The organism is Streptomyces sp. A2-16 (genome assembly GCF_018128905.1).
Taxonomy (GTDB): Bacteria; Actinomycetota; Actinomycetes; order Streptomycetales; family Streptomycetaceae; genus Streptomyces.
In genome coordinates this window covers 859,762-883,459 of the sequence record NZ_CP063808.1, presented here as the reverse complement: position 1 = coordinate 883,459, position 23,698 = coordinate 859,762, and the positions used below count along the sequence as shown (strand labels likewise).

Annotated in this window: 24 protein-coding genes and 3 tRNA genes; 6 read left to right on the top strand and 21 right to left on the bottom strand. The window is 69.5% G+C overall.

Annotated elements, in window-relative coordinates; translation table 11 throughout:
• Positions 1 to 541 precede the first annotated feature (541 nt).
• From rplL to IOD14_RS04185, 9 genes are all read right to left on the bottom strand, one after another.
• Positions 542 to 925 carry a 50S ribosomal protein L7/L12 gene (rplL, locus tag IOD14_RS04225; RefSeq protein ID WP_053846801.1) on the bottom strand — a complete coding sequence of 128 codons (384 nt, stop codon included), beginning with the start codon at positions 923 to 925 and terminating at the stop codon, positions 542 to 544.
• Positions 926 to 1,051: 126 nt separating this feature from the next.
• Entirely contained in the window at positions 1,052 to 1,582 is a 531-nt protein-coding gene (rplJ, locus tag IOD14_RS04220; RefSeq protein ID WP_007384048.1) for a 50S ribosomal protein L10, read from the bottom strand.
• Between the two features lie 285 nt (positions 1,583 to 1,867).
• Positions 1,868 to 2,719, bottom strand: coding sequence for a DUF1396 domain-containing protein (locus IOD14_RS04215; RefSeq protein WP_212669692.1), 852 nt, complete (start codon positions 2,717 to 2,719; stop codon positions 1,868 to 1,870).
• Between the two features lie 90 nt (positions 2,720 to 2,809).
• On the bottom strand, positions 2,810 to 3,652 hold the full coding sequence (locus tag IOD14_RS04210; protein WP_212669691.1) for an LppX_LprAFG lipoprotein: 843 nt from the start codon (positions 3,650 to 3,652) through the stop codon (positions 2,810 to 2,812).
• A gap of 113 nt (positions 3,653 to 3,765) precedes the next feature.
• Positions 3,766 to 4,491, bottom strand: a complete 726-nt coding sequence (gene rplA / locus IOD14_RS04205; protein ID WP_020118519.1) for a 50S ribosomal protein L1 — start codon at positions 4,489 to 4,491, stop codon at positions 3,766 to 3,768.
• An 85-nt stretch (positions 4,492 to 4,576) separates the two neighbouring features.
• Positions 4,577 to 5,011, bottom strand: a complete 435-nt coding sequence (gene rplK, locus IOD14_RS04200; protein ID WP_007384044.1) for a 50S ribosomal protein L11 — start codon at positions 5,009 to 5,011, stop codon at positions 4,577 to 4,579.
• Between the two features lie 166 nt (positions 5,012 to 5,177).
• A complete protein-coding gene (gene nusG / locus IOD14_RS04195; RefSeq protein WP_123991095.1) occupies positions 5,178 to 6,029 on the bottom strand; it encodes a transcription termination/antitermination protein NusG in 852 nt (283 codons plus the stop codon).
• Positions 6,030 to 6,109: 80 nt separating this feature from the next.
• Positions 6,110 to 6,397, bottom strand: a complete 288-nt coding sequence (gene secE, locus IOD14_RS04190) for a preprotein translocase subunit SecE (RefSeq protein ID WP_123991094.1) — start codon at positions 6,395 to 6,397, stop codon at positions 6,110 to 6,112.
• Positions 6,398 to 6,502: 105 nt separating this feature from the next.
• A tRNA-Trp gene (locus tag IOD14_RS04185) sits at positions 6,503 to 6,575 on the bottom strand.
• Between the two features lie 247 nt (positions 6,576 to 6,822).
• Here IOD14_RS04185 and IOD14_RS04180 point away from each other — a divergent pair.
• Both IOD14_RS04180 and IOD14_RS04175 read left to right on the top strand, forming a co-directional pair.
• Positions 6,823 to 8,049: a pyridoxal phosphate-dependent aminotransferase gene (locus tag IOD14_RS04180; protein ID WP_212669690.1), complete on the top strand. Its 1,227-nt coding sequence runs from the start codon at positions 6,823 to 6,825 to the stop codon at positions 8,047 to 8,049.
• Positions 8,050 to 8,169: 120 nt separating this feature from the next.
• Complete coding sequence (locus IOD14_RS04175) at positions 8,170 to 9,210, top strand: adenosine deaminase (protein WP_123991092.1); 1,041 nt, start codon at positions 8,170 to 8,172, stop codon at positions 9,208 to 9,210.
• On the opposite strand, the gene IOD14_RS04170 is transcribed toward IOD14_RS04175, so the two are convergent.
• Both IOD14_RS04170 and IOD14_RS04165 read right to left on the bottom strand, forming a co-directional pair.
• Entirely contained in the window at positions 9,191 to 9,859 is a 669-nt protein-coding gene (locus IOD14_RS04170; protein WP_212669689.1) for a hypothetical protein, read from the bottom strand. The genes IOD14_RS04175 and IOD14_RS04170 overlap by 20 nt on opposite strands.
• Before the next feature lie 53 nt (positions 9,860 to 9,912).
• Positions 9,913 to 10,524 (bottom strand): TetR/AcrR family transcriptional regulator, encoded by a 612-nt coding sequence (locus IOD14_RS04165; protein ID WP_212669688.1) that lies wholly within the window; start codon positions 10,522 to 10,524, stop codon positions 9,913 to 9,915.
• 121 nt (positions 10,525 to 10,645) lie between these two features.
• Here IOD14_RS04165 and IOD14_RS04160 point away from each other — a divergent pair, with 121 nt between their 5' ends.
• Entirely contained in the window at positions 10,646 to 11,278 is a 633-nt protein-coding gene (locus IOD14_RS04160; RefSeq protein ID WP_212669687.1) for an NAD(P)H-binding protein, read from the top strand.
• Between the two features lie 53 nt (positions 11,279 to 11,331).
• Here IOD14_RS04160 and IOD14_RS04155 read toward each other — a convergent pair whose 3' ends face one another.
• The 8 genes from IOD14_RS04155 to IOD14_RS04120 all read right to left on the bottom strand — a co-directional run bounded on the left by IOD14_RS04155 (position 11,332) and on the right by IOD14_RS04120 (position 16,680).
• Positions 11,332 to 12,387, bottom strand: a complete 1,056-nt coding sequence (locus IOD14_RS04155) for a UDP-N-acetylmuramate dehydrogenase (RefSeq protein WP_212669686.1) — start codon at positions 12,385 to 12,387, stop codon at positions 11,332 to 11,334.
• 563 nt (positions 12,388 to 12,950) lie between these two features.
• Entirely contained in the window at positions 12,951 to 14,399 is a 1,449-nt protein-coding gene (locus IOD14_RS04150; protein WP_212669685.1) for a DHA2 family efflux MFS transporter permease subunit, read from the bottom strand.
• A gap of 96 nt (positions 14,400 to 14,495) precedes the next feature.
• Complete coding sequence (locus IOD14_RS04145; RefSeq protein WP_174269207.1) at positions 14,496 to 15,065, bottom strand: TetR/AcrR family transcriptional regulator; 570 nt, start codon at positions 15,063 to 15,065, stop codon at positions 14,496 to 14,498.
• 178 nt (positions 15,066 to 15,243) lie between these two features.
• A complete protein-coding gene (locus IOD14_RS04140) occupies positions 15,244 to 15,672 on the bottom strand; it encodes a MaoC family dehydratase (protein ID WP_123992818.1) in 429 nt (142 codons plus the stop codon).
• An 8-nt stretch (positions 15,673 to 15,680) separates the two neighbouring features.
• Entirely contained in the window at positions 15,681 to 16,133 is a 453-nt protein-coding gene (locus IOD14_RS04135) for a MaoC family dehydratase N-terminal domain-containing protein (RefSeq protein WP_123991085.1), read from the bottom strand.
• Between the two features lie 102 nt (positions 16,134 to 16,235).
• Complete coding sequence (gene rpmG / locus IOD14_RS04130; RefSeq protein ID WP_003948671.1) at positions 16,236 to 16,400, bottom strand: 50S ribosomal protein L33; 165 nt, start codon at positions 16,398 to 16,400, stop codon at positions 16,236 to 16,238.
• A gap of 88 nt (positions 16,401 to 16,488) precedes the next feature.
• A tRNA-Met gene (locus IOD14_RS04125) sits at positions 16,489 to 16,561 on the bottom strand.
• Positions 16,562 to 16,607: 46 nt separating this feature from the next.
• Positions 16,608 to 16,680 (bottom strand) — tRNA-Thr (locus tag IOD14_RS04120).
• A 256-nt stretch (positions 16,681 to 16,936) separates the two neighbouring features.
• Between IOD14_RS04120 and IOD14_RS04115 the strand changes: the two genes are divergently transcribed.
• From IOD14_RS04115 to IOD14_RS04105, 3 genes are all read left to right on the top strand, one after another.
• On the top strand, positions 16,937 to 18,208 hold the full coding sequence (locus tag IOD14_RS04115; protein WP_212669684.1) for an amidohydrolase family protein: 1,272 nt from the start codon (positions 16,937 to 16,939) through the stop codon (positions 18,206 to 18,208).
• 161 nt (positions 18,209 to 18,369) lie between these two features.
• The gene (locus IOD14_RS04110; protein WP_212669683.1) at positions 18,370 to 19,026 is read left to right on the top strand and encodes an SDR family oxidoreductase; all 657 of its coding nucleotides are present in this window, start codon (positions 18,370 to 18,372) and stop codon (positions 19,024 to 19,026) included.
• Between the two features lie 73 nt (positions 19,027 to 19,099).
• The gene (locus IOD14_RS04105; protein ID WP_249125824.1) at positions 19,100 to 19,261 is read left to right on the top strand and encodes a hypothetical protein; all 162 of its coding nucleotides are present in this window, start codon (positions 19,100 to 19,102) and stop codon (positions 19,259 to 19,261) included.
• Positions 19,262 to 19,273: 12 nt separating this feature from the next.
• Here the strand turns inward: IOD14_RS04105 and IOD14_RS44160 are convergent, their stop codons facing one another.
• Entirely contained in the window at positions 19,274 to 19,486 is a 213-nt protein-coding gene (locus IOD14_RS44160; protein WP_123991082.1) for a hypothetical protein, read from the bottom strand.
• Between the two features lie 535 nt (positions 19,487 to 20,021).
• Positions 20,022 to 23,687, bottom strand: a complete 3,666-nt coding sequence (locus IOD14_RS04100; protein ID WP_212669682.1) for a tetratricopeptide repeat protein — start codon at positions 23,685 to 23,687, stop codon at positions 20,022 to 20,024.
• Positions 23,688 to 23,698 lie beyond the last annotated feature (11 nt).

Here is a 23,698-nt window from a genome sequence, read left to right as displayed (position 1 = left end):
CTCGGACTCACTACGCGCTCCCCGGACCCTCACCGACGGCACAGAGACAGACCTCTTCGATTTGGCCGAAAGGCCAGGTCAGAGATGGTCCGGTCATCGATGCTGAGGCGAGGGCAGACCCCTGGTGACGGGCAGGGGGCAGCTAACAGGCAGCGCAAAGGGTCAGTGTAGCCACTTGGCGCACTGATGTCCAGTCCTGCTTTTCTGCCCGGTCTTCAAAAACTCTCGCTGCCCTCAACGTCCTCGGCATGGTGCCCTCAACGCACGTTGATACTGCCCTCTTCGTCGCCGATCCATGCCTCGGATTCGGACCGTTCTGGCGACGCGTCCTGAGAATTGCGCGCTGCGTGCGGTTCGTCAAGGCCCCCCAGCCCGAACCCTGGGGTCCGGGAGACACGACGAAGATCACCATACCCCCCGCCCGGGAAGCGGCAAGGTAACCGTGGCCGCGCCCCCAGGAACGCCGAAGAGCGACCACCCGGATGGATGATCGCTCTTCGGTGCTTGCGCGTTACAGGCCAAGCGAGGCCTGTGAGAGGTGTTACTTGACCTCGACGGAGGCGCCGGCGCCCTTGAGGGACTCGGCGGCCTTCTCGGCGGCGTCCTTGGCGACCTTCTCGAGAACGGGCTTCGGGGCGCCGTCCACGAGGTCCTTGGCCTCCTTCAGACCCAGGGAGGTCAGCTCACGCACGACCTTGATGACCTGGATCTTCTTGTCGCCGGCACCGGTGAGGATGACGTCGAACTCGTCCTTCTCCTCCTCGGCCGGGGCGGCGGCGGCCGGACCGGCCGGGCCCGCGACGGCGACGGCCGCGGCGGCGGTGACGTCGAACTTCTCCTCGAAGGCCTTCACGAACTCGGAGAGCTCGATGAGGGTCATCTCCTCGAACTGCGCGAGCAGGTCTTCCTGGCTGAGCTTCGCCATGAGGGGCGATCCTTCCACTAATTCGGCTGGTGCCGGGATGTACATGTCTGGCGGGCGTACGTTCGGCCCGCTACGACCACTTCCTGGGGCGGGCTGCCTCAGGCGGCGGTCATGATGCGAGCCGAGTTACTCGGCACCGCCCTGCTCGTCCTGCTTGGCACGGAGCGCGTCCACGGTGCGGACGAGCTTCGACGGGAGCGCCTGGAAGACCTGAGCAGCCTGAGTCTGCTTGCCCTTGAAGGCACCCGCCAGCTTGGCGAGCAGAACCTCGCGGGACTCGAGGTCCGCAAGCTTCTTGATCTCGTCGGCGGACAGCGCCTTGCCGTCAAGGACACCGCCCTTGATGACGAGGTTCGGGTTGTCCTTGGCGAAGTCACGAAGACCCTTCGCCGACGTCACCGGGTCACCGGTGATGAAGGCAACCGCCGTCGGACCGTTGAACAGGTCGTCGAGCGTCGAGATCCCGGCCTCGTTGGCCGCGATCTTGGTCAGCGTGTTCTTCACCACGGCGTACTGGGCGTCTTCACCGAGCGAACGACGCAGCGTCTTGAGCTGCGCCACGGTGAGACCCCGGTACTCGGTCAGCACGGCGGCGTTCGAGCTGCGGAACTGCTCCGTCAGCTCGGCTACCGCGGCAGCCTTGTCGGGCCTTGCCATAGAGCGTCGGCCTCCTTCCGGGTGATGAGGACCGCTCAGAAGGGGCTGGACAAACGAAACGCCCCGGCGCAGGCGCACGGGGCGTAGCTCGACCGGAATCACATACGCAATGCACGTGGTTCTGGGAGCACATCCACAGTCACCTGCGCGGGTCGTCCGCAATTTTCAGCGGATCCTTCGGCCACCGCCCCCTCTTGCGAGGACACGGCAACGACCAGCGGTCTTTGGCTTCTGTAGGAGCGTACGTGACCGGATCCCTGTCAAGCAAATCCGGTCCTGTGACGCTCAGCTGTTCTGGAGCTCCTTCATCATCTCGGCCAGGTCCGCGGTCTCCTTGGCGGGCGGCGCCTCGACGGTGACGGGCTTGTTGTAGTCGAGGAAGGTGAAGGTCATGTCGAACTTGCCCTTGGTGGCATCGCCCTGCATGCGGAACTGCTTGGCGTGGTCCTCGCCGTCGACCCACATGTCCATCTTGAACTTGTCCAGGCCCAGCTTCTCGAGCTGCTCGGTGCTCTTCTCGCGCTGCTCACGGACCGACTTGTCGGCGTCCTTGAAGGAGGCCTTGAGCTCGGCCAGCGTGACGTCGCCCGAGTAGTGGGTCGTCTTGACGCCCTCGACGGTCTCGGTGCCGACCTTCTTCACGTCCTTGGCGCCGTTGAGGAAGGAGGACATGGAGGCCGGGTTCTGGTCGGCCTGGCCGGCGCCGGGCGCGGTGGCGCCGAGGCCACCGTCCTTGCCGAGCGAGGACAGGTCGAACTTCATCCACTTCTTGCCGTCCATCTCCTTGGCCATCTCGGCGTTGCCGCCGATGTACATGGCCTTGTCGACGAGCCGGATCTCGGCGGAGCCCTGCCCGGCCGCGGTCATCTTCATGCTCATCGCGAGGTCGGGCTTGGTCCGCATGGAGGCCTCGGCCTGGACCTGGCCCTGCTCGGGCATCTCGCCCTTCATGCGGTAGCGGAAGGAGGTGATGTCCTCCGTGTTCTTCGCCGCCTTGGCGACCGCCGCCGCGGGCGTCATCTCGGGCGACTCGTCGCCCCCCTTGGAACAGCTCGCCGCACCCGCGGCGAGGGCCACGGCGGCGAGCCCGGCGCCGATGGTCTTAGGGCGCACGGAACGTCGTACGGAAATAGCCATTGATTCCCCCCAAGGAACACATGGTCGATTCACAGCAAGACCGCGAGCTTATCCGAGAGGGACGGGTGGGGTCCGTGAATTCCCTGCGGCTCAGGTGGGGTTGGTGCCCGACTGTGACAGGAGGGTCTTGAAGTCCTCGGTGTCGGCGGCCGGCGGCTTCTGTACGGCGACCTTGACGCCGTAGTCGCTGTAGTGGGCGGTCTGGGTCATCCGGCCGTTCGCCGTGCTGGTCATCTCGACCTTCTTGACCAGCAGGTTCTTCTCGTTGATCCAGATGTCGAGGGTCTCGGCGGTGACACCGGCGTCCTGGAGGCGCTGCTGGAGCTCGGTGTCGGTGACGTCCTCGACGTCGACGGTGCCGGCGTAGTGCGTGGTGGCCTGGCCGTCCACGGTCTGCCTGCCGAGCTCGCGCACGTCGTCGGAGTCCAGCAGCAGCCGCACCGACTGGTCGGGGGTGGTGGAGCGCATCTGGTCGGCGAGGTCGGCGCCGCCGCCGAGGGTCTTCAGGTCGTCGTAGGCGTACCTGAGCCAGTGCTTGCCGCCCGTCTTCGCGGCGAAGGTGTCGCCCACGCGCGCGTAGTAGGCGTCGGAGAGATAGCGGGCCTCCATGGAGGTGACGCCGAGGCCGCGCATCGTCTCGGCCGCGCTGCCGCCGGTGTAGTCGATGGTGAGGGCGCCGGAGAGGCCGTCGCGCCAGGAGAGGACGCCGTCGGCGGTGAGGGACAGCTGGGTGCCCAGCACGGTGGTGGAGCTCACCCGGGCCGTCTCGGCCCGCTCGGTGGAGCGCTCCGCGGTGCGCAGGGCCGGGAGGGCGGCGGGGGCCGAGGCCGTGGGCCGGTCCTGCTCCGGCTTCCCGGAGGAGTGGGAGGACGTGCAGGCGGTCAGTGCCGTCAGTGCGGCGGCCGTGGTGAGCCGGACCGTCGTCCTCTTCATGTGTCCCCCTGGTGCAAGTGCCCTGCTCGCACGCTAACCCAGAGCACGGCACCCGGACATGGGAACGGGCCCCGCACCTCGAAAGGTGCGGGGCCCGTGAACCTGCCGGTGGCTCAGACCGCGGCCGGGTCCTCCTCGACGAGGAGGTTGCGGGTGCGGTTGGAGTCCAGCGGAATGCCGGGGCCCATCGTGGTGCTGATGGCGGCCTTCTTGATGTAGCGACCCTTGGCGGCGGACGGCTTCAGACGGAGGATCTCCTCCAGCGCCGCGCCGTAGTTCTCCACCAGCTTGGTGTCGTCGAACGACGTCTTGCCGATGATGAAGTGCAGGTTCGAGTGCTTGTCGACGCGGAACTCGATCTTGCCGCCCTTGATGTCGTTGACAGCCTTGGTGACATCGGGGGTGACGGTGCCGGTCTTGGGGTTCGGCATGAGACCACGGGGACCGAGCACGCGGCCGAGGCGGCCGACCTTGCCCATGAGGTCCGGGGTGGCGACGACGGCGTCGAAGTCCAGACGGCCCTTCGACACCTCGTCGATGAGCTCGTCGGCGCCGACGATGTCGGCGCCCGCGGCACGAGCGGCCTCGGCACGGTCACCGGTCGCGAAGACCAGGACCCGGGCGGTCTTACCGGTGCCGTGCGGGAGGTTCACGGTGCCACGGACCATCTGGTCGGCCTTGCGCGGGTCGACACCCAGACGGAAGGCGACCTCGACGGTGCCGTCGAACTTGGACGTGGAGGTCTCCTTGGCGAGACGGACGGCCTCGAGCGGGGCGTACAGCTTCTCCCGGTCGACCTTGGCGTCCGCAGCGCGGAGAGCCTTGCTGCGCTTGCTCACAACTGCTCCTGTGTGTTCTGAAAGGAGTCGTGGTACGGGCCGAGCAGGCCCTGCCACTTCTGCTTGCCTTACGGGGGGTTGGGGCTCAGCCCTCGACCGTGACGCCCATGGAACGCGCGGTGCCGGCGATGATCTTCGCGGCGGCGTCCAGGTCGTTGGCGTTGAGGTCGGGCATCTTGGTGGTGGCGATCTCGCGGACCTGCGCCTGGGTGATCTTGGCGACCTTGGTCTTGTGCGGCTCGCCGGAGCCCTTCTCCACGCCCGCGGCCTTGAGGATCATCTTCGCGGCCGGCGGGGTCTTGGTGATGAAGGTGAAGGAGCGGTCCTCGTAGACCGTGATCTCCACCGGGATCACCCAGCCACGCTGCGACTCGGTGGCCGCGTTGTAGGCCTTGCAGAACTCCATGATGTTGACGCCGTGCTGACCCAGCGCGGGGCCGACCGGCGGAGCCGGGTTGGCGGCGCCGGCCTGGATCTGGAGCTTGATGAGCCCCGTGACCTTCTTCTTCTTGGGAGGCATAGCTCTCCGGGTCCTTTCGATTCGGGTCCTGCCTGCGAACGGGGACCACCCGAACGCAGGCATACCGCACAACGATAGCGGGTATAGATGCGCGGCCAAAAACCGAGCAGGTCAGGCAAGCTGTGAAAGCCCGCCTGACCTGGTCGGAAGCTCTTGCCGGAAGAAGCTAGTTCTTCTGGATCTGGTCGAAGGACAGCTCGACCGGGGTCTCACGACCGAAGATCTCGACGAGACCCTTGACCTTCTTGGAGTCGGCGTTGATCTCGTTGATCGTGGCCTGGAGGGTGGCGAACGGGCCGTCGGTGACGGTGACCGAGTCGCCGACCTCGAAGTCCAGGACCTGGACCTCGACCTTGCGCTGAGGCGCCGGCTTGCCCTCGGCCTCGGCGGCCTCGCGGGCGGCCTTCTCCTCGGCCTCCGGGGCGAGCATCTTGACGATCTCGTCCAGGGTCAGCGGGTACGGGTCGTAGGCGTTGCCCACGAAGCCGGTCACGCCGGGGGTGTTGCGGACGACGCCCCAGGACTCGTTCGTCAGGTCCATGCGCACCAGCACGTAGCCGGGGAGCTTGTTCTGACGGATCGTCTTGCGGTCGCCGTTCTTGATCTGGACGACCTCTTCCTGCGGCACCTCGGCCTGGAAGATGTAGTCCTCGACGTTCAGCGAGACGGCGCGCTGCTCGAGGTTGGTCTTCACGCGGTTCTCGTAACCGGCGTAGGTGTGGATGACGTACCACTCGCCGGGAAGGGTCCGCAGCTCCTCGCGCAGGGCGGCGACGGGGTCGACCGGCTCGGCCGGCTCTTCCTCCTCGGCCTCGTCCTCGACGGCCTCGACGTCACCGCCGGACTCGACCTCGGACTCGTCCTCGACGTGAAGGGCGGATTCCTCGGCGGGCTCGCCCGCCTCGGCGTCGGCAGCCTCGACCTCGTCCAGGTCCTCGTCCGCGCCCTCGACGATGTCGAGCTCGTCGTCGACAGACTCGTCGGGCTCGATGGCGTCGTTCAGGTTCTGGTCAGACACGGTGGCTGCTTCTTCCTGGATACATGGGGTGGAACATGCGAAAAGGGGCGCCGGTAACCTCGGCGCCCTTCGCTCTGTGCTCAGCCGAATACGTACTTGGCGGCGTGGTTGAGTCCATAGTCAATCACGGTCACCAGGCCGATCATGACGAGGACGAAGACGATCACCACGGTCGTGTACGTCGTCAGCTGGTTCCGCGACGGCCAGACGACCTTGCGGAGTTCGGCGACGATCTGCCGGTAGAAGGTCGCAAGACGCTTCAGCGGGCCCTTCTTGGCACGCTTGCCGCCCTTGCGGGCCTTCTTCTTGGACTCCGGCACTTCGTCCTGGGCGCCAGGCGTGTCGATGGAGCCCACGGCATCCGCCATTCGTCCTCACCTGTTCCCGGGTCGTGGCCGTGCCGCGCCCGGTTGGAGCCGCACGGCGGTGCATTGCTGTACGTACATGCGCACACATCCTGGCGGTGTGTGTAGCAGGGCCGGAGGGACTTGAACCCCCAACCGCCGGTTTTGGAGACCGGTGCTCTACCAATTGAGCTACGACCCTTTGTGTGTCCCCCAACGTACCGCATCCGACCGAGTGCTCGGTGTGCACCTGGACGCGCGGCTGCTGAAGGCCAACGAGGTGAGAGTGTACGTGGTCCGCGGCCCCTCGTCGAACAGAAAGCGCCCGTAGGGGCCTTGGGGGCGGAAGATCGCCCAGCGTGCGGCGCGAATCCGGACGGTTGTTCAGCCGTTGTTCAGTCTGTGAAACCCGTGTGCCGGGGAAGTTTCCGGTCTGGAACGATGGGCCCATGAGCGCTGCAACCCCTCCCACCGAGCGCCGGGTCTCCGCCCGAGTCGGCGCGATCTCCGAGTCCGCCACTCTCGCCGTGGACGCCAAGGCCAAGGCCCTCAAGGCCGCAGGACGTCCGGTGATCGGCTTCGGCGCCGGTGAGCCCGACTTCCCGACCCCGGACTACATCGTCCAGGCCGCGATCGAGGCCTGCTCGAACCCGAAGTACCACCGCTACACGCCGGCCGGCGGCCTCCCCGAGCTGAAGGCCGCGATCGCCGCCAAGACGCTGCGCGACTCGAACTACGAGGTCGACCCGTCTCAGATCCTCGTCACCAACGGTGGCAAGCAGGCGATCTACGAGGCCTTCGCCGCGATCCTCGACCCGGGCGACGAGGTCATCGTCCCGGCGCCGTACTGGACGACGTACCCGGAGTCGATCCGGCTGGCAGGCGGTGTCCCGGTGGAGGTGGTCGCCGACGAGACGACCGGCTACCGGGTCTCCGTCGAGCAGCTGGAGGCGGCCCGCACCGAGAGGACGAAGGTCGTCCTCTTCGTCTCCCCGTCCAACCCGACCGGCGCCGTCTACAGCGAGGCCGACGCCGAGGCGATCGGCCGCTGGGCCGTCGAGCACGGCCTGTGGGTGCTGACCGACGAGATCTACGAGCACCTCGTCTACGGCGACGCGAAGTTCACCTCGCTGCCCGCGCTCCTGCCCGAGCTGCGCGACAAGTGCATCGTCGTCAACGGTGTCGCGAAGACGTACGCCATGACGGGCTGGCGGGTGGGCTGGATCATCGGCCCGAAGGACGTCGTCAAGGCCGCGACCAACCTCCAGTCGCACGCCACCTCCAACGTGTCGAACGTCGCCCAGGTCGCCGCCCTCGCCGCGGTCTCCGGCAACCTCGACGCGGTGGCCGAGATGCGCACGGCCTTCGACCGCCGCCGCAAGACGATCGTCCGCATGCTCAACGAGATCGACGGCGTGCTCTGCCCCGAGCCCGAGGGCGCCTTCTACGCCTACCCCTCGGTCAAGGCCCTGCTCGGCAAGGAGATCCGCGGCAAGCGCCCGCAGGACTCGGTCGAGCTGGCCGCGCTGATCCTGGAGGAGGCCGAGGTCGCGGTCGTCCCGGGCGAGGCCTTCGGCACGCCGGGCTATCTGCGGCTGTCGTACGCCCTGGGTGACGAGGATCTCGTCGAGGGCGTCAGCCGGATCCAGAAGCTGCTCGCGGAGGCGCGGGACTGAGGTCGCCGCAGGAAAAGGGGCACCTCCTCGGGTGAGGAGGTGCCCCTTTTTTTGTGCGAGCAAGACCACTAAAGGGGAAAGCGGTACCGGGACGCCCGTGACGTACGGCAGGATCCTGGAATGGAGCGTGTACGTGATGTCTCTGAGCTGCCGAAAGCCCATCTGCACCTGCACTTCACCGGTTCGATGCGCCCGGGGACGGTTCTGGAACTGGCTGACAAGTACGGGGTACGACTGCCCGAGGCGCTGACCGAAGCACTGACCAGCGGGGAACCGCCCAGCTTGCGGGCCACCGACGAGCGGGGCTGGTTCCGTTTCCAGCGGCTGTACGACGCGGCCCGCTCGTGTCTGCGCGAGCCCGAGGACATCCGGCGGCTGGTGCGGGAGGCCGCGGAGGAGGACGTGCGCGACGGTTCGGGGTGGCTGGAGATCCAGGTCGACCCGACGTCGTACGCGCCCCGGCTGGGCGGGCTGATCCCGGCGCTGGAGATCATCCTGGACGCGGTGGAGACGACCTCGCGCGAGACCGGGCTCGGGATGCGGGTGCTGGTCGCCGCGAACCGGATGAAGCATCCCCTGGACGCGCGCACGCTGGCCCGGCTGGCGGTGCGGTACGCGGACAAGGGCGTGGTCGGCTTCGGTCTCTCGAACGACGAACGCCGGGGCATGGCACGGGACTTCGACCGGGCCTTCAACATCGCGCGGGAGGGCGGGCTGCTGTCGGCGCCGCACGGTGGCGAGCTGGCCGGACCGTCGTCGGTACGGGACTGTCTCGACGACCTGGAAGCGAACCGGATCGGGCACGGGGTGCGCGCGGCGGACGACCCGCGGCTGCTGAAGCGGCTGGCGGACCGGCAGGTGACGTGCGAGGTGTGCCCGGCGTCGAACGTGGCCCTCGGGGTCTACGAGAAGCCGGAGGACGTGCCGCTGCGGAAGCTGTTCGAGGCGGGGGTGCCGATGGCGCTGGGCGCCGACGACCCGCTGCTGTTCGGGTCCCGGCTGGCCGCGCAGTACGAGATCGCCCGGCAGTACCACGGCTTCACGGACGCGGAACTCGCGGAGCTGGCCCGGCAGTCGGTACGGGCGTCGGCCGCGCCGGAGGACATGAAGGCCAAGCTGCTGTCAGGGGTGGACGACTGGCTCAGTCACCCGGTCTCTTGAAGTGGGCGTAGGGCGGACAGGCCTTGAAGGAGACGACGACCTCGCAGGGGTGCCCGCCGCCGGGCCCGTCCTTGAGCCGGATCCCCGTCACCATGGCCGAGCGCCCTGCGGCGACGCCCTTCTGCCGCGGCCCCCAGCCCGCCGCGTACGCGAGGTTCACGGCCGTCAGGGCGAAGTCCTCCCGGCTGCCGAAGAGGAAGAACGTACGCGCGTGCGTGGCGTGGCGCGGTTCGTCCCGGTGGTCGGCGCGCGTTCCTCGTCTCAGGCGGGCGTCCGCATCTCTCTGCGTACGCGCCTCGTCGGTACGTACGGTCAGGGGGGCGCCTGCCTTGAGTGCGCGCCGGAGACCGGGCCACCTGCTGGGGCGCAGCCCGTACGAGTGGTGCGCGAGGACGAGGTCGACCCGCTCGCCCCAGCCCTCGTCCGGCGGGACCCCGTCCCGCAGCGGTATGTGAACGACGGTGTGGCGTGAGTACGCGGCGAAGGAGAACAGGCCGGCGAGCCGACTGAGTCCGTCGTGGTCGCCGAGGAGCAGGCCGATCGGTTCCGGTGCGGTCAGCGAGGTGTGGCGCAGGGTGTGCCGGGGCTGGACGACACGGTGTTCGTGGGGGCCGGTGCGGGGTCTGAACTCGGTGAGCCTCAGCCGCATGTGAGCCTCAGCCGCACAGCGGGGTCCTCGACGTCATGGGGTCAGCGTGACGGTCACGCCGAGTCCCCGGCAACCGAGATTCCGCGCAGCAGGGTGCCGACCAGCCGCCCCGCGAACTCCTCCACCGGCGGCCGTGCGCCGTCCGCCGTGGCGTCGTAGGCGAACGCCCGCTGCGCGCAGGCGCCGAGCAGCAGGGAGGCGGCGGCGAAGGTGTCGGCCTCGGGGGCGACGCGGCCGATGGACTGCTCGGCCCTGAGGTAGGCGTCGAGCCACTCGATCGGCTTGTGCGGGCCGGACTCCATCTCGCGCATCGCCTCGTCGTGGCGCCGCTTGAGCTGGGTCTCGGCGTACAGCGAGGCCGCGATCGGGAAGCTCTGCTCGTAGAACAGGGCGGCCTGGCGGGCGATCTCGGTGAGGTTCTCCGCCAGCGGGCGGCGGCCCGGCTCGGCGGCGAGCTCGCGCAGGAGGGGGGCGAGTCTCGGGAGCCGTTCCGCGAGGACGCGGATGAACACCTCCTCCTTGCTCGTGAAGTACTTGTACAGCGCCGCCTCCGAACAGCCGGCCGCCTTGGCGATCTCCTTGGTCGTGGCCCGGGCCAGCCCGACGGTGAGCATCAGGTCGTGGGCGGCGTCGAGGATGCGGACGCGGGCGGGCTTCGACTCCATGGCTGATTCGTCCCCTTGAGTTCGGTGGCGGGTCTTGACGAGTGGGTGAGTACTTACTCACTCTAGAGGAGGCAGAGGTGAGTGAATACTCACCCACCTACTTTCGAGCACGGGAGTACCCATGAAACTCACCGTTTTCGGCGCCACCGGCGGCATAGGGCGGGAGCTCGTCCGGCAGGGCCTGGCCGCGGGCCACGAGGTCACCGCCGTCGTACGGGATCCCGCCCGGCTGACCGTCACGGGCGAGCGGCTGGAGGTGGTCCGGGCGGACCTCACCGACGCGGAGGTGCTGCGGCCCGCCGTCGCCGGGCGGGACGCGGTGCTGTCCGGGCTCGGGCCGCGCGGCCGCAAGGACGCCGGGGTCGCCGCGCGGCTGACCCGGGTTCTGCTGGCCGCGACGGTGGCGGAGCAGGTGCGGCGGGTGCTGGTGGTGAGCGCGGCTCCGGTCGGGCCGGCGCCGGTGAACGACGGGGTGGTGGACCGGTGGATGCGGGGGCTCGTGTCCGCCGTGCTCAAGGACGTCTACGCCGATCTGAGCGAGATGGAGGCGGAGTTGGCGGCGAGCGGCACGGACTGGACGGCCGTACGTCCGCCACGCCTTCAGGACAAGCCGGTGACCGGGGTGTACCGGGTGGTGGTCGGGGGGTTTCCGGCTCGGGGGCGGTTCATCTCGCGGGCGGATGTGGCGCACGCGATGTTGGGGATGGTGGGGGACGCGGGGGTGGTGAAGCAGGGGGTGGGGGTGGCGTACTGAGGTGTCGGCGTCGAGGCGTCGGCTGCGGGGCGTCGGCTGCGGGGTGACGTCGACTACAGGGCTACGCCGACTGTCACGGGTTCGTTGACCAGGGTGATGCCGAAGGTGTCCTGTACGCCCGCCACGACCTCTCGGGCCAGGGCGAGGAGGTCCTCCGTGGTGGCGTTGCCCCGGTTGGTGAGGGCGAGGGTGTGCTTGGTGGAGATGCGGGCGGGGCCGGTGCCGTAGCCCTTGGTGAAGCCGGCCTTGTCGATCAGCCAGGCCGCGGAGGTCTTGGTGCGGCTGTCGCCCGCGGGGTAGGCGGGGGGTTCGGCGTCCTCGCCGAGGTGGTTCTTCACGCGCGCGTGGAACTCCGCGAACTGGGTGGCCGTGAGGATGGGGTTGGTGAAGAAGGAGCCTGCCGACCAGGTGTCGTGGTCGTCGGGGTCCAGGACCATGCCCTTGCCCGCGCGCAGCTTCAGGACGGTCTCGCGGGCCTGGGCGAGGGGGACGCGGTCGCCGGGTTCGACGCCGAGGGTGCGGGCGGTCTCGGCGTACTTGATCGGCGCGGAGAGGCCGTGGGCGTCCTCCAGGGCGAAGCGGACGCGGAGGACGACGTAGCGGGTGGGGTGCTCCTTGAAGCGGCTGTGGCGGTAGGAGAAGGCGCAGTCGTCGTTGGTGAGGGTGACGGTTTCGCCGGTGTGGCGGTCGTAGGCGATGACCTCGGTGATGGTGGAGGACACCTCCTGGCCGTAGGCGCCGACGTTCTGGATGGGGGTCGCTCCCGCGGAGCCGGGGATGCCGGCGAGGCATTCGATGCCGGCGAGTCCGGCGTCCACGGTGCGGGTGACGGCGTCGGTCCACACTTCGCCGGCGGCGAGGGTGAGGTCGGTGCCGGTGAGTTCGTAGCCCTTGGTGGCGATGACGAGTGCGGTGCCGTCGAAGCCCTTGTCCCCGATGACGAGGTTGGAGCCGCCGCCGATGACGAGGAGGGGCGTGCCGGTGGCGTCGGCCTCGCGGACGACCTCGATCACCTCGGCGTCGGTCGTCGCGGTGACGAGCCGGGTGGCGGGGCCGCCGAGGCGGAAGGTGGTCAGGGGGGCGAGGGGGGCGTCGTGTCGTTCCTGCACGCGGTACAGCCTACGGGGGTGGCCGGGGGTGCCTGCGGCGGCCTGTTTCGGCTCGGTGGGGGCGTGCGTAGCGCGTGCGGGTGCGTTGGGGGTCGGGGCCGGGGTGGGGGGTATCCGTCCTCGGTCCGGCGGTTGCTGTGCCTTGAGATGCGCTCGGCAACGGACGCCGGCCGCTGCGGGCGGACACCCCCCACCCCGTCCCCTTCCCGCCGTACGCGGCTTACGGCCCGCCGCGGGCGCGCGGTCCGGCGAACGGCCCGTCGTGCCGCACGGTTCGGCCACCGGCCCGTCGTGCCGCGCGGTCCGGCGAACGGCCCGTGGTGCCGCACGGTCCGGCGACCGCCCGTCCTGGCGCAGGCTCACTGCAACCCCCCAGGGGCGCGGGGAACTGCGCGACCAGCCACGACGGACCCGCACCCGCCCGACCACCTGACCCGGCACCCCAATAGGCGCCCCGCTCCAGCCCAGCGCAGCTGACCGCGACAAGCCCCCGCGCACCCGCACCCGCCCGATTACCGGACCGGGCACCCCATCAGGCGCCCGGCCCCAGCCCAGCCACTCAATCAGCCGGCCACCGTCTCCCGCACCCGCACCTCCTGCGACGGCTCCGTCACCGCACCCCGCTTCCGCGAAGGAATCAGCAGGGCCGCAACCCCCGCCACCGCCACCACCGCACTGCCGGTGACCAGCGCCGGTCGGAGGCCGTCGACGAAGGACTGTCCGCTCTCGTATCCGCCCTGCGAGGAGAAGATCGACGCCATGACGGCGATTCCCAGCGCCCCGCCGACCTCACGGAGTGCGTTGTTGGCCCCGGACGCTACGCCCTGCTCCTTGGGCAGCACGCTCGACATGACCAGGTTGGACGCGGGGGCGAAGAACAGGGCCATGCCGATGCCGCTGAGGATCAGACCGGGGAGCTGCGCGGCGTAGGACGCGTCGACGGTGACCACGGACGCCATGTACGCGAGGCCCGCCGCCTGGAGGAAGAGGCCCGTGGCCACGACCGGGCGGCCGCCGATCCGGTCGGAGAGGATCCCGGCGATCGGCGCGACGAGCATCGGCATGCCGGTCCAGGGCAGCATCCGCAGGCCCGCCTCGGTGGGCGAGTAGCCGAGGACGCCCTGCATGTACTGGCTGAGCAGGAAGATCGAGCCGAACATGCCGAGGAACATCAGGAGGCTGGCCGCGTTGATGCCGGAGAAGGCCCGGGAGCGGAACAGTCGCATGGGGAGCATGGGGTTCTTGGCCCGGGTGCTGTAGATAACGAAGGCCGCCAACAGCGCGGTGCCGGTGAACAGGGCCAGGAGGACGAGGGAGTCGGTCCAGCCGTCGGAGGGCCCGCGGACCAGGCCGTAGACGATGCCGAAGAGACCGCCGCTGGCGAGCAGGGTGCCGGGGAGGTCGAGGCGCGCGCCGGTGCCGTGGGACTCGGCGAGGCGCAGGCGGGCGAGGGGCAGCAGGGCGACTCCGAGCGGGACGTTCAGCCAGAAGATCCACTGCCAGGAGATGTGTTCGGTGAGGCTGCCGCCGATGAGGGGTCCGGAGGCCACCGCGAGTCCGTTGACGGCGCCCCAGATGCCGTACGCCATCCCGCGCCTGGCGGCGGGGACCGCTGCCGTGAGGAGGGTGAGCGTGAGGGGCATCATGATCGCCGCTCCCACGCCCTGGACCGCGCGGGCGGCGATGAGGGAGTCGATGCCGGGGGCCAGGGCCGCGGCCGCCGAGGCGCCGGTGAAGATCGTGAGGCCGATCAGGAAGAGGCGGCGTCGGCCGAAGCGGTCGCCGAGTGCCGCGCCCGTCATGAGCAGGACGGCGAAGGTGAGCGTGTAGGCGCTGATCGTCCATTCCAGGTCGTGCAGCGCTCCGCCGAGGTCCTCGCGGATGGAGGGGAGGGCGGTGGTGACGACGAGGTTGTCGAGGGCCGCCATGAATCCGGCGACGCTGGTGATGACGAGGGCCCAGACGGCTCCCCCGCGACGTGCGGTCGGTGCGGCTTGTGCTTGCTGTGACATCGCTCCCCCAGCGGGTGTGATCGGCGATTAGTTATTGATTACTAAGTTTCTCGATCATGAAAAGGCGCCGGTGACGCCTTGTTTCTCCGAAGTTCCTCAGTGCTCCAGTCGGCCCTTGGAGCGCGCCGACGGGTACAGGCCTTCCCAGACCCGGTGCTGGGGCGGGAAACCCATCGCCACCAGGCAGTTGATGAGCATTCCGTACGCCAGGAAGGTCGTCGTCTCGTTCATGTCGGCGCCGAGCGGCAGGTGGACGGTGTCCCACAGCCGCATCCAGTCGGTCCGCACCGCCTCGCCGAACTCGCGGTCGCCCTCCTGCTCGGCGGCCCCGACCGCGACGTACATCTGCATCTGCATCAGCAGCACCTCGGGCCGCTCCGTGATGACCCGGGTGTACGCGTCCGCCATGGCATGCAGGGCCTCTTCGCCCTCCAAGCCCTTCGAGGCCTCCGCGAAGGTGCGGATGGTGTCCTCCATGCAGCGCTTGGCCACCGCCAGGAAGATCGCCTTCTTCCCCGGGAAGAGCCGGAAGAGATACGGCTGCGAGACCCCGACCCGCTTGGCGATCGCCTCGGTCGAGGTGCCGTGGTAGCCACCGCGGGCGAACTCGATCGTCGCCGCGCGAATGACGCTCTCACGCCTCTCTTCTGCACTCATCCTGACCATGCAAGTAAGTTAGTACTCAATCACTAACTCCGTCAAGGGCTCCGGAACTCCTCCTCCCCCTCACCCGTTGTCGCAGGCAGGGGGCCAGACGCAGGTAAGGAGCGCCCCGCAATGGAGAGCGCCCCTTACCAACCAGACCCGACCCGGCCCAACCAGGCCCAACTCGGCCTGACCCGTCTCAGGCCAGCCGTACGACCGCCCGCGACATCCCCAGCACCTTCTGACCCGCGCTGGTCGCGGTGAGGTCCACACGGACCGTGTTGTCGTCGAGCTTGGCGGCGACCTTGCCGCTGACCTCGATCGTGGCGCCCTGGTCGTCGTTCGGGACGACGACGGGCTTGGTGAAGCGAACCCCGTACTCGACGACCGCGCCCGGGTCGCCGGTCCAGTCGGTGACGACGCGGATCGCCTCGGCCATGGTGAACATGCCGTGCGCGATGACGTCCGGCAGTCCGACCTCCTTGGCGAACTTCTCGTTCCAGTGGATGGGGTTGAAGTCCCCGGAGGCCCCCGCGTACTGGACGAGAGTGGCACGGGTCACGGGGAAGGACTGGGCGGGCAGTTCGGTGCCGACCTCGACGTCGCCGTATGCGATCTTCGCCGTCATGTTCTTTGTCACGCCTCCTCTGCCGCGCGCGCGACCAGCTTGGTCCAGGCGGTCACGACGTGTTCGCCGGCCTCGTCGTGGACCTCACCTCGGATGTCCAGGATGTCGTTGCCCGCCATGGACCGGATCGCCTCGATGGTGGAGGTGACGGTGAGGCGGTCGCCGGCACGCACGGGGCGGACGTAGGCGAACTTCTGGTCGCCGTGCACCACGCGGCTGTAGTCCAGGCCGAGCTGCGGGTCCTGCACGACCTGTCCCGCGGCCTTGAAGGTGATCGCGAAGACGAAGGTCGGCGGGGCGACGACGTCGGGGTGACCGAGCGCCTTGGCGGCCTCCGGGTCCGTGTACGCGGGGTTGGTGTCCCCCACGGCCTCGGCGAATTCGCGGATCTTCTCCCGGCCCACCTCATAGGGGTCGGTGGGCGGGTAGGTCCGCCCCACGAAGGACTGGTCGAGCGCCATGGGCTCGGCACCTCCTGGTTGCTCTACTGGCCGGTATCGGGTCTCTCAACGACGCGAGGCCGCCCCCGATCTCTCGGGGACGGCCTCGTGTACGAGCCTGATTTATCGCGTTTCGCGGTGCGCGGTGTGCGCGTTGCAACGCGGGCAGTGCTTCTTCATCTCCAGTCGGTCCGGGTTGTTACGCCGGTTCTTCTTGGTGATGTAGTTCCGCTCCTTGCACTCCACGCAGGCCAGCGTGATCTTCGGGCGGACGTCGGTGGCAGCCACAGGAGTGCTCCTTGACGAACGGATGGGACGATTAACGCATAGAAGAGTAGCCGATCGAAGGACCGACCCCACAATCGGCTACTGTCTGTAGCGGTGACCGGACTTGAACCGGTGACACAGCGATTATGAGCCGCTTGCTCTACCGACTGAGCTACACCGCTGCGATGCGATCAGTTCCCGTCTCGCGACGGGAACCTCTCACACCAGAGCCCCAATACGGAATCGAACCGTAGACCTTCTCCTTACCATGGAGACGCTCTACCGACTGAGCTATTGGGGCGAGCGATGAAGACATTACACGCTCCGCCGCCGTTCGCCCAAATCCGTTTCGCGGAGCCCTGGGTGCCTTGATCCACGGCGTTCCCGGCCGCCTCACCGGCCCCTCCCGTACGGCGGACCACACCGGTACGACTATTGCGCTCCTCCCCGTCAGGGGTGCGCCGCCACCCTAGGCTCGACTCACTCTGCGTGATCTTGCGTCCTCTTGCGCGGTTCCGGCGGCTCCGGGCCCCGCAGCCCCGAGCCCCTGGAGCGCGATGCCCGACAGCCACCCGCAGCCGTCCCACTCCTCGTCCTCGTCGGGTGCCGCGTCGTCGGGCCGGTACGAGGGCGCGGACCTCCTGTTGTGCGGTGCTCGGCTCACCGACGGCAGAACCGTGGACGTACGGCTGAGCGGCGGGCGCATCGAGGCGGTCGGCACCGCCGGGAGCCTGGCCGTGGGCGGCACGCGCGCGTGCGGTGCACGCGTGGACCTCAGCGGCTACCTCCTCCTGCCCGCCCCCGCCGAGCCCCACGCCCACGGCGACACCGCGCTGTCGGCCGACGTCGAGGGGCCCGTCTCCTTCGATCCGCGAGAGGTACAGCGGCGGGCCACGGAGGCCGCCCTCCTCCAGCTCGGGCACGGGGCGACCGCGCTGCGGGCACATGTCCGCGTGGGTGACGTCCAGGGGCTGGGCGCGCTGGCCGCCGTACTGCAGGCACGGCGATCACTGCGCGGGCTCGCCGAGTTGACGGCCGTGGCGATGCCCAGGGTGCTGACCGGGGTGGCCGGGGCGGAGGGGCTCGCGGTGCTGCGGGACGCGCTGAAGATGGGCGCCTCGGTGGTGGGCGGCTGCCCGGACCTCGACCCCGATCCGACGGGCTACGCCGAGGCGATCCTGGAGGTGGCCTCCGAGCACGGCTGCCCCGTCGACCTGCACACCGACGCCACCGACCCGGCCCGGCTCGCCCGCCTCGCCGCCATGGCCGGGGGGCTGCGGCCCGGCGTGACCCTCAGCCCCTGCGCGGGCCTCGACCACCTCCCCGCCGAGGTGGTCTCCCGCACCGCCGACCAGCTCGCGGCGGCCGGAGTCGCCGTGGTGTGCCTTCCGCAGGGCGGCTGCGCGGGCGTGGACCGGCGGGGCACGGCTCCGGTACGGCTGTTGCGCGCGGCCGGGGTCCGGGTGGCCGCCGGCAGCGGTGCGCTCCGGGACGCCTGCAATCCGGTGGGCCGCGGGGACCCGCTGGAGGCCGCGTACCTGCTCGCCTCGCGGTACGGGCTGCGGCCCGAGGACGCCTACGACACCGTCAGCACGTCGGCGCGGGCCGTACTCGGGCTGCCCGAGGTCCGCGTGGAGGCGGGTTTCCCGGCCGAACTGCTCGCGGTACGTGGCGACCGCCTGGCCGGCGCCCTCTCCCTGGCGTACAGCCGGATCGTGGTGCACCGGGGGCGCGTGGTGGCACGGACGAGCGCGGTGCGCGAGTACTGCAACTCGGCGGCGGCAGCGGAGTTGGGGCTGCCTCGGCAGGGGCGGGGGGAAGTGTCGTAGCGGCTGCGGGCGCCTTTGTGGGGCGCGGGTAGCTGCGCGGGCGGCGGGCAGGACGCAGCGGCACCCGCACGCGGTTTGCAGCCGCTGGCGAAGCGGCCCAAAGACCTACGGGCGCACAAGCGCACAGGCGCGCGCGGCTGTACCGGCGTACGGTCGAAGGCATGCGCATTGTCATCGCTGGTGGTCATGGTCAGATCGCGCTGCGGCTGGAGCGGCTGCTCGCCGCGCGCGGGATCAAGGCGGCGGGGATCATCCGCCGCGCGGAACAGGGCGACGACCTACGGGACGCCGGTGCCGAACCGGTCGTGCTGGACCTGGAGTCGGCCTCGGTCGAGGAGGTCGCGTCGGCTCTGCGGGGCGCGGACGCGGCGGTCTTCGCGGCCGGCGCGGGCCCGGGCAGCGGCGCGACCCGGAAGGACACCGTGGACAAGGGCGCGGCGGTGCTGTTCGCGGACGCGGCGGTCCTGGCGGGCGTACGGCGCTTCGTGATCGTGTCGTCCATGGGCGCGGACCCACGGCACGAGGGCGACGAGATCTTCGACGTCTACCTGCGCGCCAAGGGCGAGGCCGACGCCTACGTCACCAGCCTGGACGCGCTGGACTGGACGGTGCTGCGTCCCGGCTCCCTCACGGACGACGCGGGCACGGGCCTCGTGCGCCTGGAGGCACACACCGGCCGTGGCTCGATCCCGCGTGACGACGTGGCCGCCGTACTGGCGGAGTTGCTCGACACGCCCGCGACGGCCGGGCTGACCCTGGAGCTGGTGAGCGGTTCCACGCCGGTGTCGGTGGCGGTGAGGTCGGTGGCGGGCAACTGAGGACGGCCGCCGAACGGGATGTCTTCGCTCTGCCCTGCCGGGCCCGGACGTGGACTGGCCGAAGGTGCCGAACATGCCGAACATGCTGGACGGCGGCCGGCTGCATGGTCGTGAGGCGGTACGCGCGTACTGGGCACGGCAGTTCACAACGGGGCGTCCCCTCGTACGGCTGGAGGGGCTGCGGTCGGGCACGCTGCGGAGCGATTTGCGGAAGGTCCTGTGGGCGGGGGCGTAGGCGCCCGGCATGTCAGAACAGGGGCAGCTGGCCGGGTACGACGGGGACCGCGTAACCGTCCAACGACGGCTGTACCGCTCCGAGTTCCGCCGGTCTCCGAGAACCCGGACACGAGACGAGCTGCCCTCTCTCACGCGCACCGGGCGGATCGTGCCGGGCGAAGCGGCCGGCGACGACAGCAATCTCGCGACGGCACTCGGGGCAGAGCCTGCGACGACTGGACATGCAGTCAGTGTGCCCTGGGTGGGCGGGGTTTGTGCGTGGGGTCGTGGGGGTGGGTGGGCTGATCGGGTGTGCCGGGGGTGGGGGTCCGGGGTCCGGGAGGGGTGGGGTGCGTTGGGGAGGTGGCGTGCGCCAGGGCTAGGCGGACGGTGGGGGGCGATGTGGAGGGGAGCCGCGGTGGAGCGTGCGGTCGCGGTGGGGAGCGGGGGCGGAGTTCCAGCCACTACCGCTGCATGCGCGCAGCACTGCACGGGGACCACGATCGTGTGTCCTGACTCCGCGGCGACACCGCCCGGTGAGGCGCATCACCCTGTTCCGCCGCACCTTCCGGCGCCGGGACATGCGAAACGAAGAGATCCCCTCCGCTCTACGTTTCCGCAGTTCGGAGGGGATCTCTTTCTCAGCGTGGCGGCGCCAGGATTCGAACCTGGGAAGGCTGAGCCGGCAGATTTACAGCGGGCTACTCCGGCCCCGCGTCACCTGCAGCATTTCTTGACACATCCGTTCGTGGGGGAGGCTTGGGGGAGGGATCTCGGAATCAGCCGCTGTCCCCGGAGCGAGACTTCAGCCATTCCATAACCTGTAGGGACTGCTCTAGCTCTGGTCCGCGCACTTCGGGTCGGGACACGGCAAGGGTGCGGCTGATGCTGACGGCTTCTTCGACGGCGGCCAAACCGTCCTCACGCCAGCCGAGGTCCCCGAGCCGAACAGCGAGGTTGTTCAGGCTCGTGGCGAGGTCGGGGAGAAACGCGTCCGGGCGACCCTCCGCCAAGGCGCGGTAGACAGCAACGGCTTCTTCGATGGCGGCCAAACCGTCCTCATGCCGACCGAGGTCCCCGAGCCGAACAGCGAGGTTGTTCAGGCTCATGGCGAGGTCGGGGAGAAACGCGTCCGGGCGACCCTCCGCCAAGGCGCGGTAGACAGCAACGGCTTCTTCGATGGCGGCCAAACCGTCCTCATGCCGACCGAGGTCCCCGAGCCGAACGGCGAGGTTGTTCAGGCTTCCAGCGAGGTCGGGGAGAAACGCGTCCGGGCGACCCTCCGCCAAGGTGCGACGGATGCCGACGGCTTCTTCGATGGCGGCCAAACCGTCCTCACGCCGACCGAGGTCCCCGAGCCGATTGGCGAGGTTGTTCAGGCTCGTGGCGAGGTCGGGGAGAAACGCGTCCGGGCGACCCTCCGCCAAGGTGCGACGGATGCCGACGGCTTCTTCGATGGCGGCCAAACCGTCCTCACGCCGACCGAGGTCCCCAAGCCGAACGGCGAGGTTGTTCAGGCTCATGGCGAGGTCGGGGAGAAACGCGTCCGGGCGACCCTCCGCCAAGGCGCGGTAGACAGCAACGGCTTCTTCGATGGCGGCTAAACCGTCCTCACGCCAGCCGAGGGCCCCGAGCCGAACGGCGAGGTTGTTCAGGCTTCCAGCGAGGTCGGGGAGAAACGCGTCCGGGCGACCCTCCGCCAAGGTGCGGCTGATGCTGACGGCTTCTTCGACGGCGGCCAAACCGTCCTCACGCCGACCGAGGTCCCCAAGCCGAATGGCGAGGTTGTTCAGGCTTCCAGCGAGGTCGGGGAGAAACGCGTCCGGGCGACCCTCCGCCAAGGCGCGGTAGACAGCAACAGCTTCTTCGATGGCGGCCAAACCGTCCTCACGCCGACCGAGGTCCCCAAGCCGAACAGCGAGGTTGTTCAGGCTCATGGCGAGGTCGGGGAGAAACGCGTCCGGGCGACCCTCCGCCAAGGCGCGGTAGACAGCAACGGCTTCTTCGATGGCGGCCAAACCGTCCTCATGCCGACCGAGGGCCCCGAGCCGAACGGCGAGGTTGTTCAGGCTCATGGCGAGGTCGGGGAGAAACGCGTCCGGGCGACCCTCCGCCAAGGCGCGGTAGGCAGCAACGGCTTCTTCGATGGCGGCCAAACCGTCCTCATGCCGGCCGAGGTCCCCGAGCCGATTGGCGAGGTTGTTCAGGCTCATGGCGAGGTCGGGGAGAAACGCGTCCGGGCGACCCTCCGCCAAGGCGCGGTAGGCAGCAACGGCTTCTTCGATGGCGGCCAAACCGTCCTCACGCCGACCGAGGGCCCCGAGCCGAACGGCGAGGTTGTTCAGGCTCATGGCGAGGTCGGGGAGCTGCGCTGTATCGGCGGCCACCTGAGCGCGATGATGCTCGACGAGTCGGATGGTGAGCTGGAGTGACAGTTCGCCGAGGCGGTGACTGGTCTCGGGCAGGGCATCACACAGATGCTCAACAAGTTCGGAGGAGGTATCCGGGGATTCCGCGATGGTGTGCAGTGCGGCCAGCAGCGGCTGCGGATTCTCGGTCTGAGGGACGGCTTGCACAGCCTCGCTCGCCAAAACATCCGGCTTCGATACGCATAGCGCGGTGAGTGCCGCACCGAGTGGCTGGAAGGTGCGATGGCTGGTGGTACGGGCGTAGACGGCCACTAGCTGGGCGAGCTGGGTGTGGGTGGCGCCAGGAAGGATCGTCGTGGCCAGGCCGGGGTTCTTTTGCAGGCGTCGTCCAACATGTTGTTCGGCCAGGCGATCTGGTTGCAGGCTGCCGAATGGCAGCTCACCGCTCCCGGGATACAGGCCGGCGATCCAGGTCCGGGTGGCACTGATCCGGTCCGGGTCGGCGGTGCCGATGACGCGGCGCAGCAGCGCATCGGCCTGCTCGCGGTCACCGGCGCCGGCAAGGAAGACCGCGGCCAGGACGTCTTTGAGGCTCTCCAGCCGCGGCAGACCCGGCGCGTTGGCACCGCGCTGCCAGTAGCTGCCCTCGTGCGCCAGCAGGCGATCTTCCACCGAAGGGGCGAGCATGGCGGCGGACTGGTCGGCGATGACGGGATCGGCTGCGTCAAGGAGATCGGCGAGCGCAAGCATCTGCAAGGTCAGGGCATGGCCCAGTCCCGGATGGGCGGCAGGGGCGGACAACCGGGAAGCCAGCGCCCGCCAGTCGGACCGCTCCTGGCCGACGACTCGCGGCAGGCGTTCGGCGAAGGCGGCCACCGCCTGGCGGTAGGTCTCCGCCCACTCCTTGGGATCGGGCTGGAGCGGGGAGAGCGGGGTGGTGACCGCCGCGCCCAGCAGCTCCTGCGCCAGCCCGCTGGTCTGCAGGTCCTCCCACCACTCGCCGGCGGTACGCGCCAGCAGCAGCACCTTGAACGCTTCTCTCCCGTCGTGGCGGGCGGCGGCCTCCCACACATGCGTCAGCTGCTCGGTTCGGGTCTCGGCATAGTCCACCACCAGCAACAACGGAACCGAGGCGTCTTTGAGGGCCGCGATGTCGCCGCCGTCGGCGGTGCTCCGCAGCCATAGCGTCGTCCACCCGGCAGCCTCCAGCCGTGCAGCCAGCTCATACGCCAGGCGGGTCTTGCCCTGCCCGGCCGGCCCCGTGATCAATCTGACGTCGAAGCCGACCCGGGCACACCAGTCGTCCAGCTCCTGCAGCAGCGCCTGACGGCCGTGGAAGCTCACCACCTGCCGGTCGGCACGCAGCAGCGCTGCCGGCGACTTCGCAGGCCCGGAATAGGCCGACTCGGCCAGGTGCTGCCACTCCACCGGCTCCAACCGCGGCAGGGCGCCGTACCCGCCCTCCCGCAGGGCCTGACGGAACTCAGGATCGGCCAGCAGCACATGCACCGGCACCGCTTCCAGCTGGCTATGACGCCAGCCCCTGGGCGCGACGGCCAGGACAGCCGCCAGCAGGTCGCCGCAAAACAGCGCGGCCCCGGAAATCCCGCCCCAGGGCGAGGCGTCATCCTCCAACTGCTCCGGGGACTGGCCCCCGACCTGCATCACATAGCGCCCGCCGCCCGCGCGCGGGGCGGCCGTCACCCTTCCGAACGGATGCCAGGACAACTCTGGGCTGCCCTGGCGCTGCACCACCTGCGGATATCCCCAGCTCTCGCAGGCCACCCCGGGGGTGTCGGTGACCAACCGGCCCCAGCGAAGTGGCACGCCGCTGACCGGGACCCAGGCCTCATCCGTGATGTAGAGCAGTGCCGCGTCATCGGCCTTCTCCGGCGTGCCGCGCCAGACGGCCTTCGCCCGGTACTCCCGCGGCGGCTCGTGCCTCGGCAACTGCACCACGACATCGCCGCCCACGGCGGGGGTGCAGTGCGCGGAGGCCAGCACCAACCGCGGGCCGATCACATATCCGGACCCCACAGCGGGCCCGGCCACACACACCACCCGACGCTCATCCATGCCGCATCCCC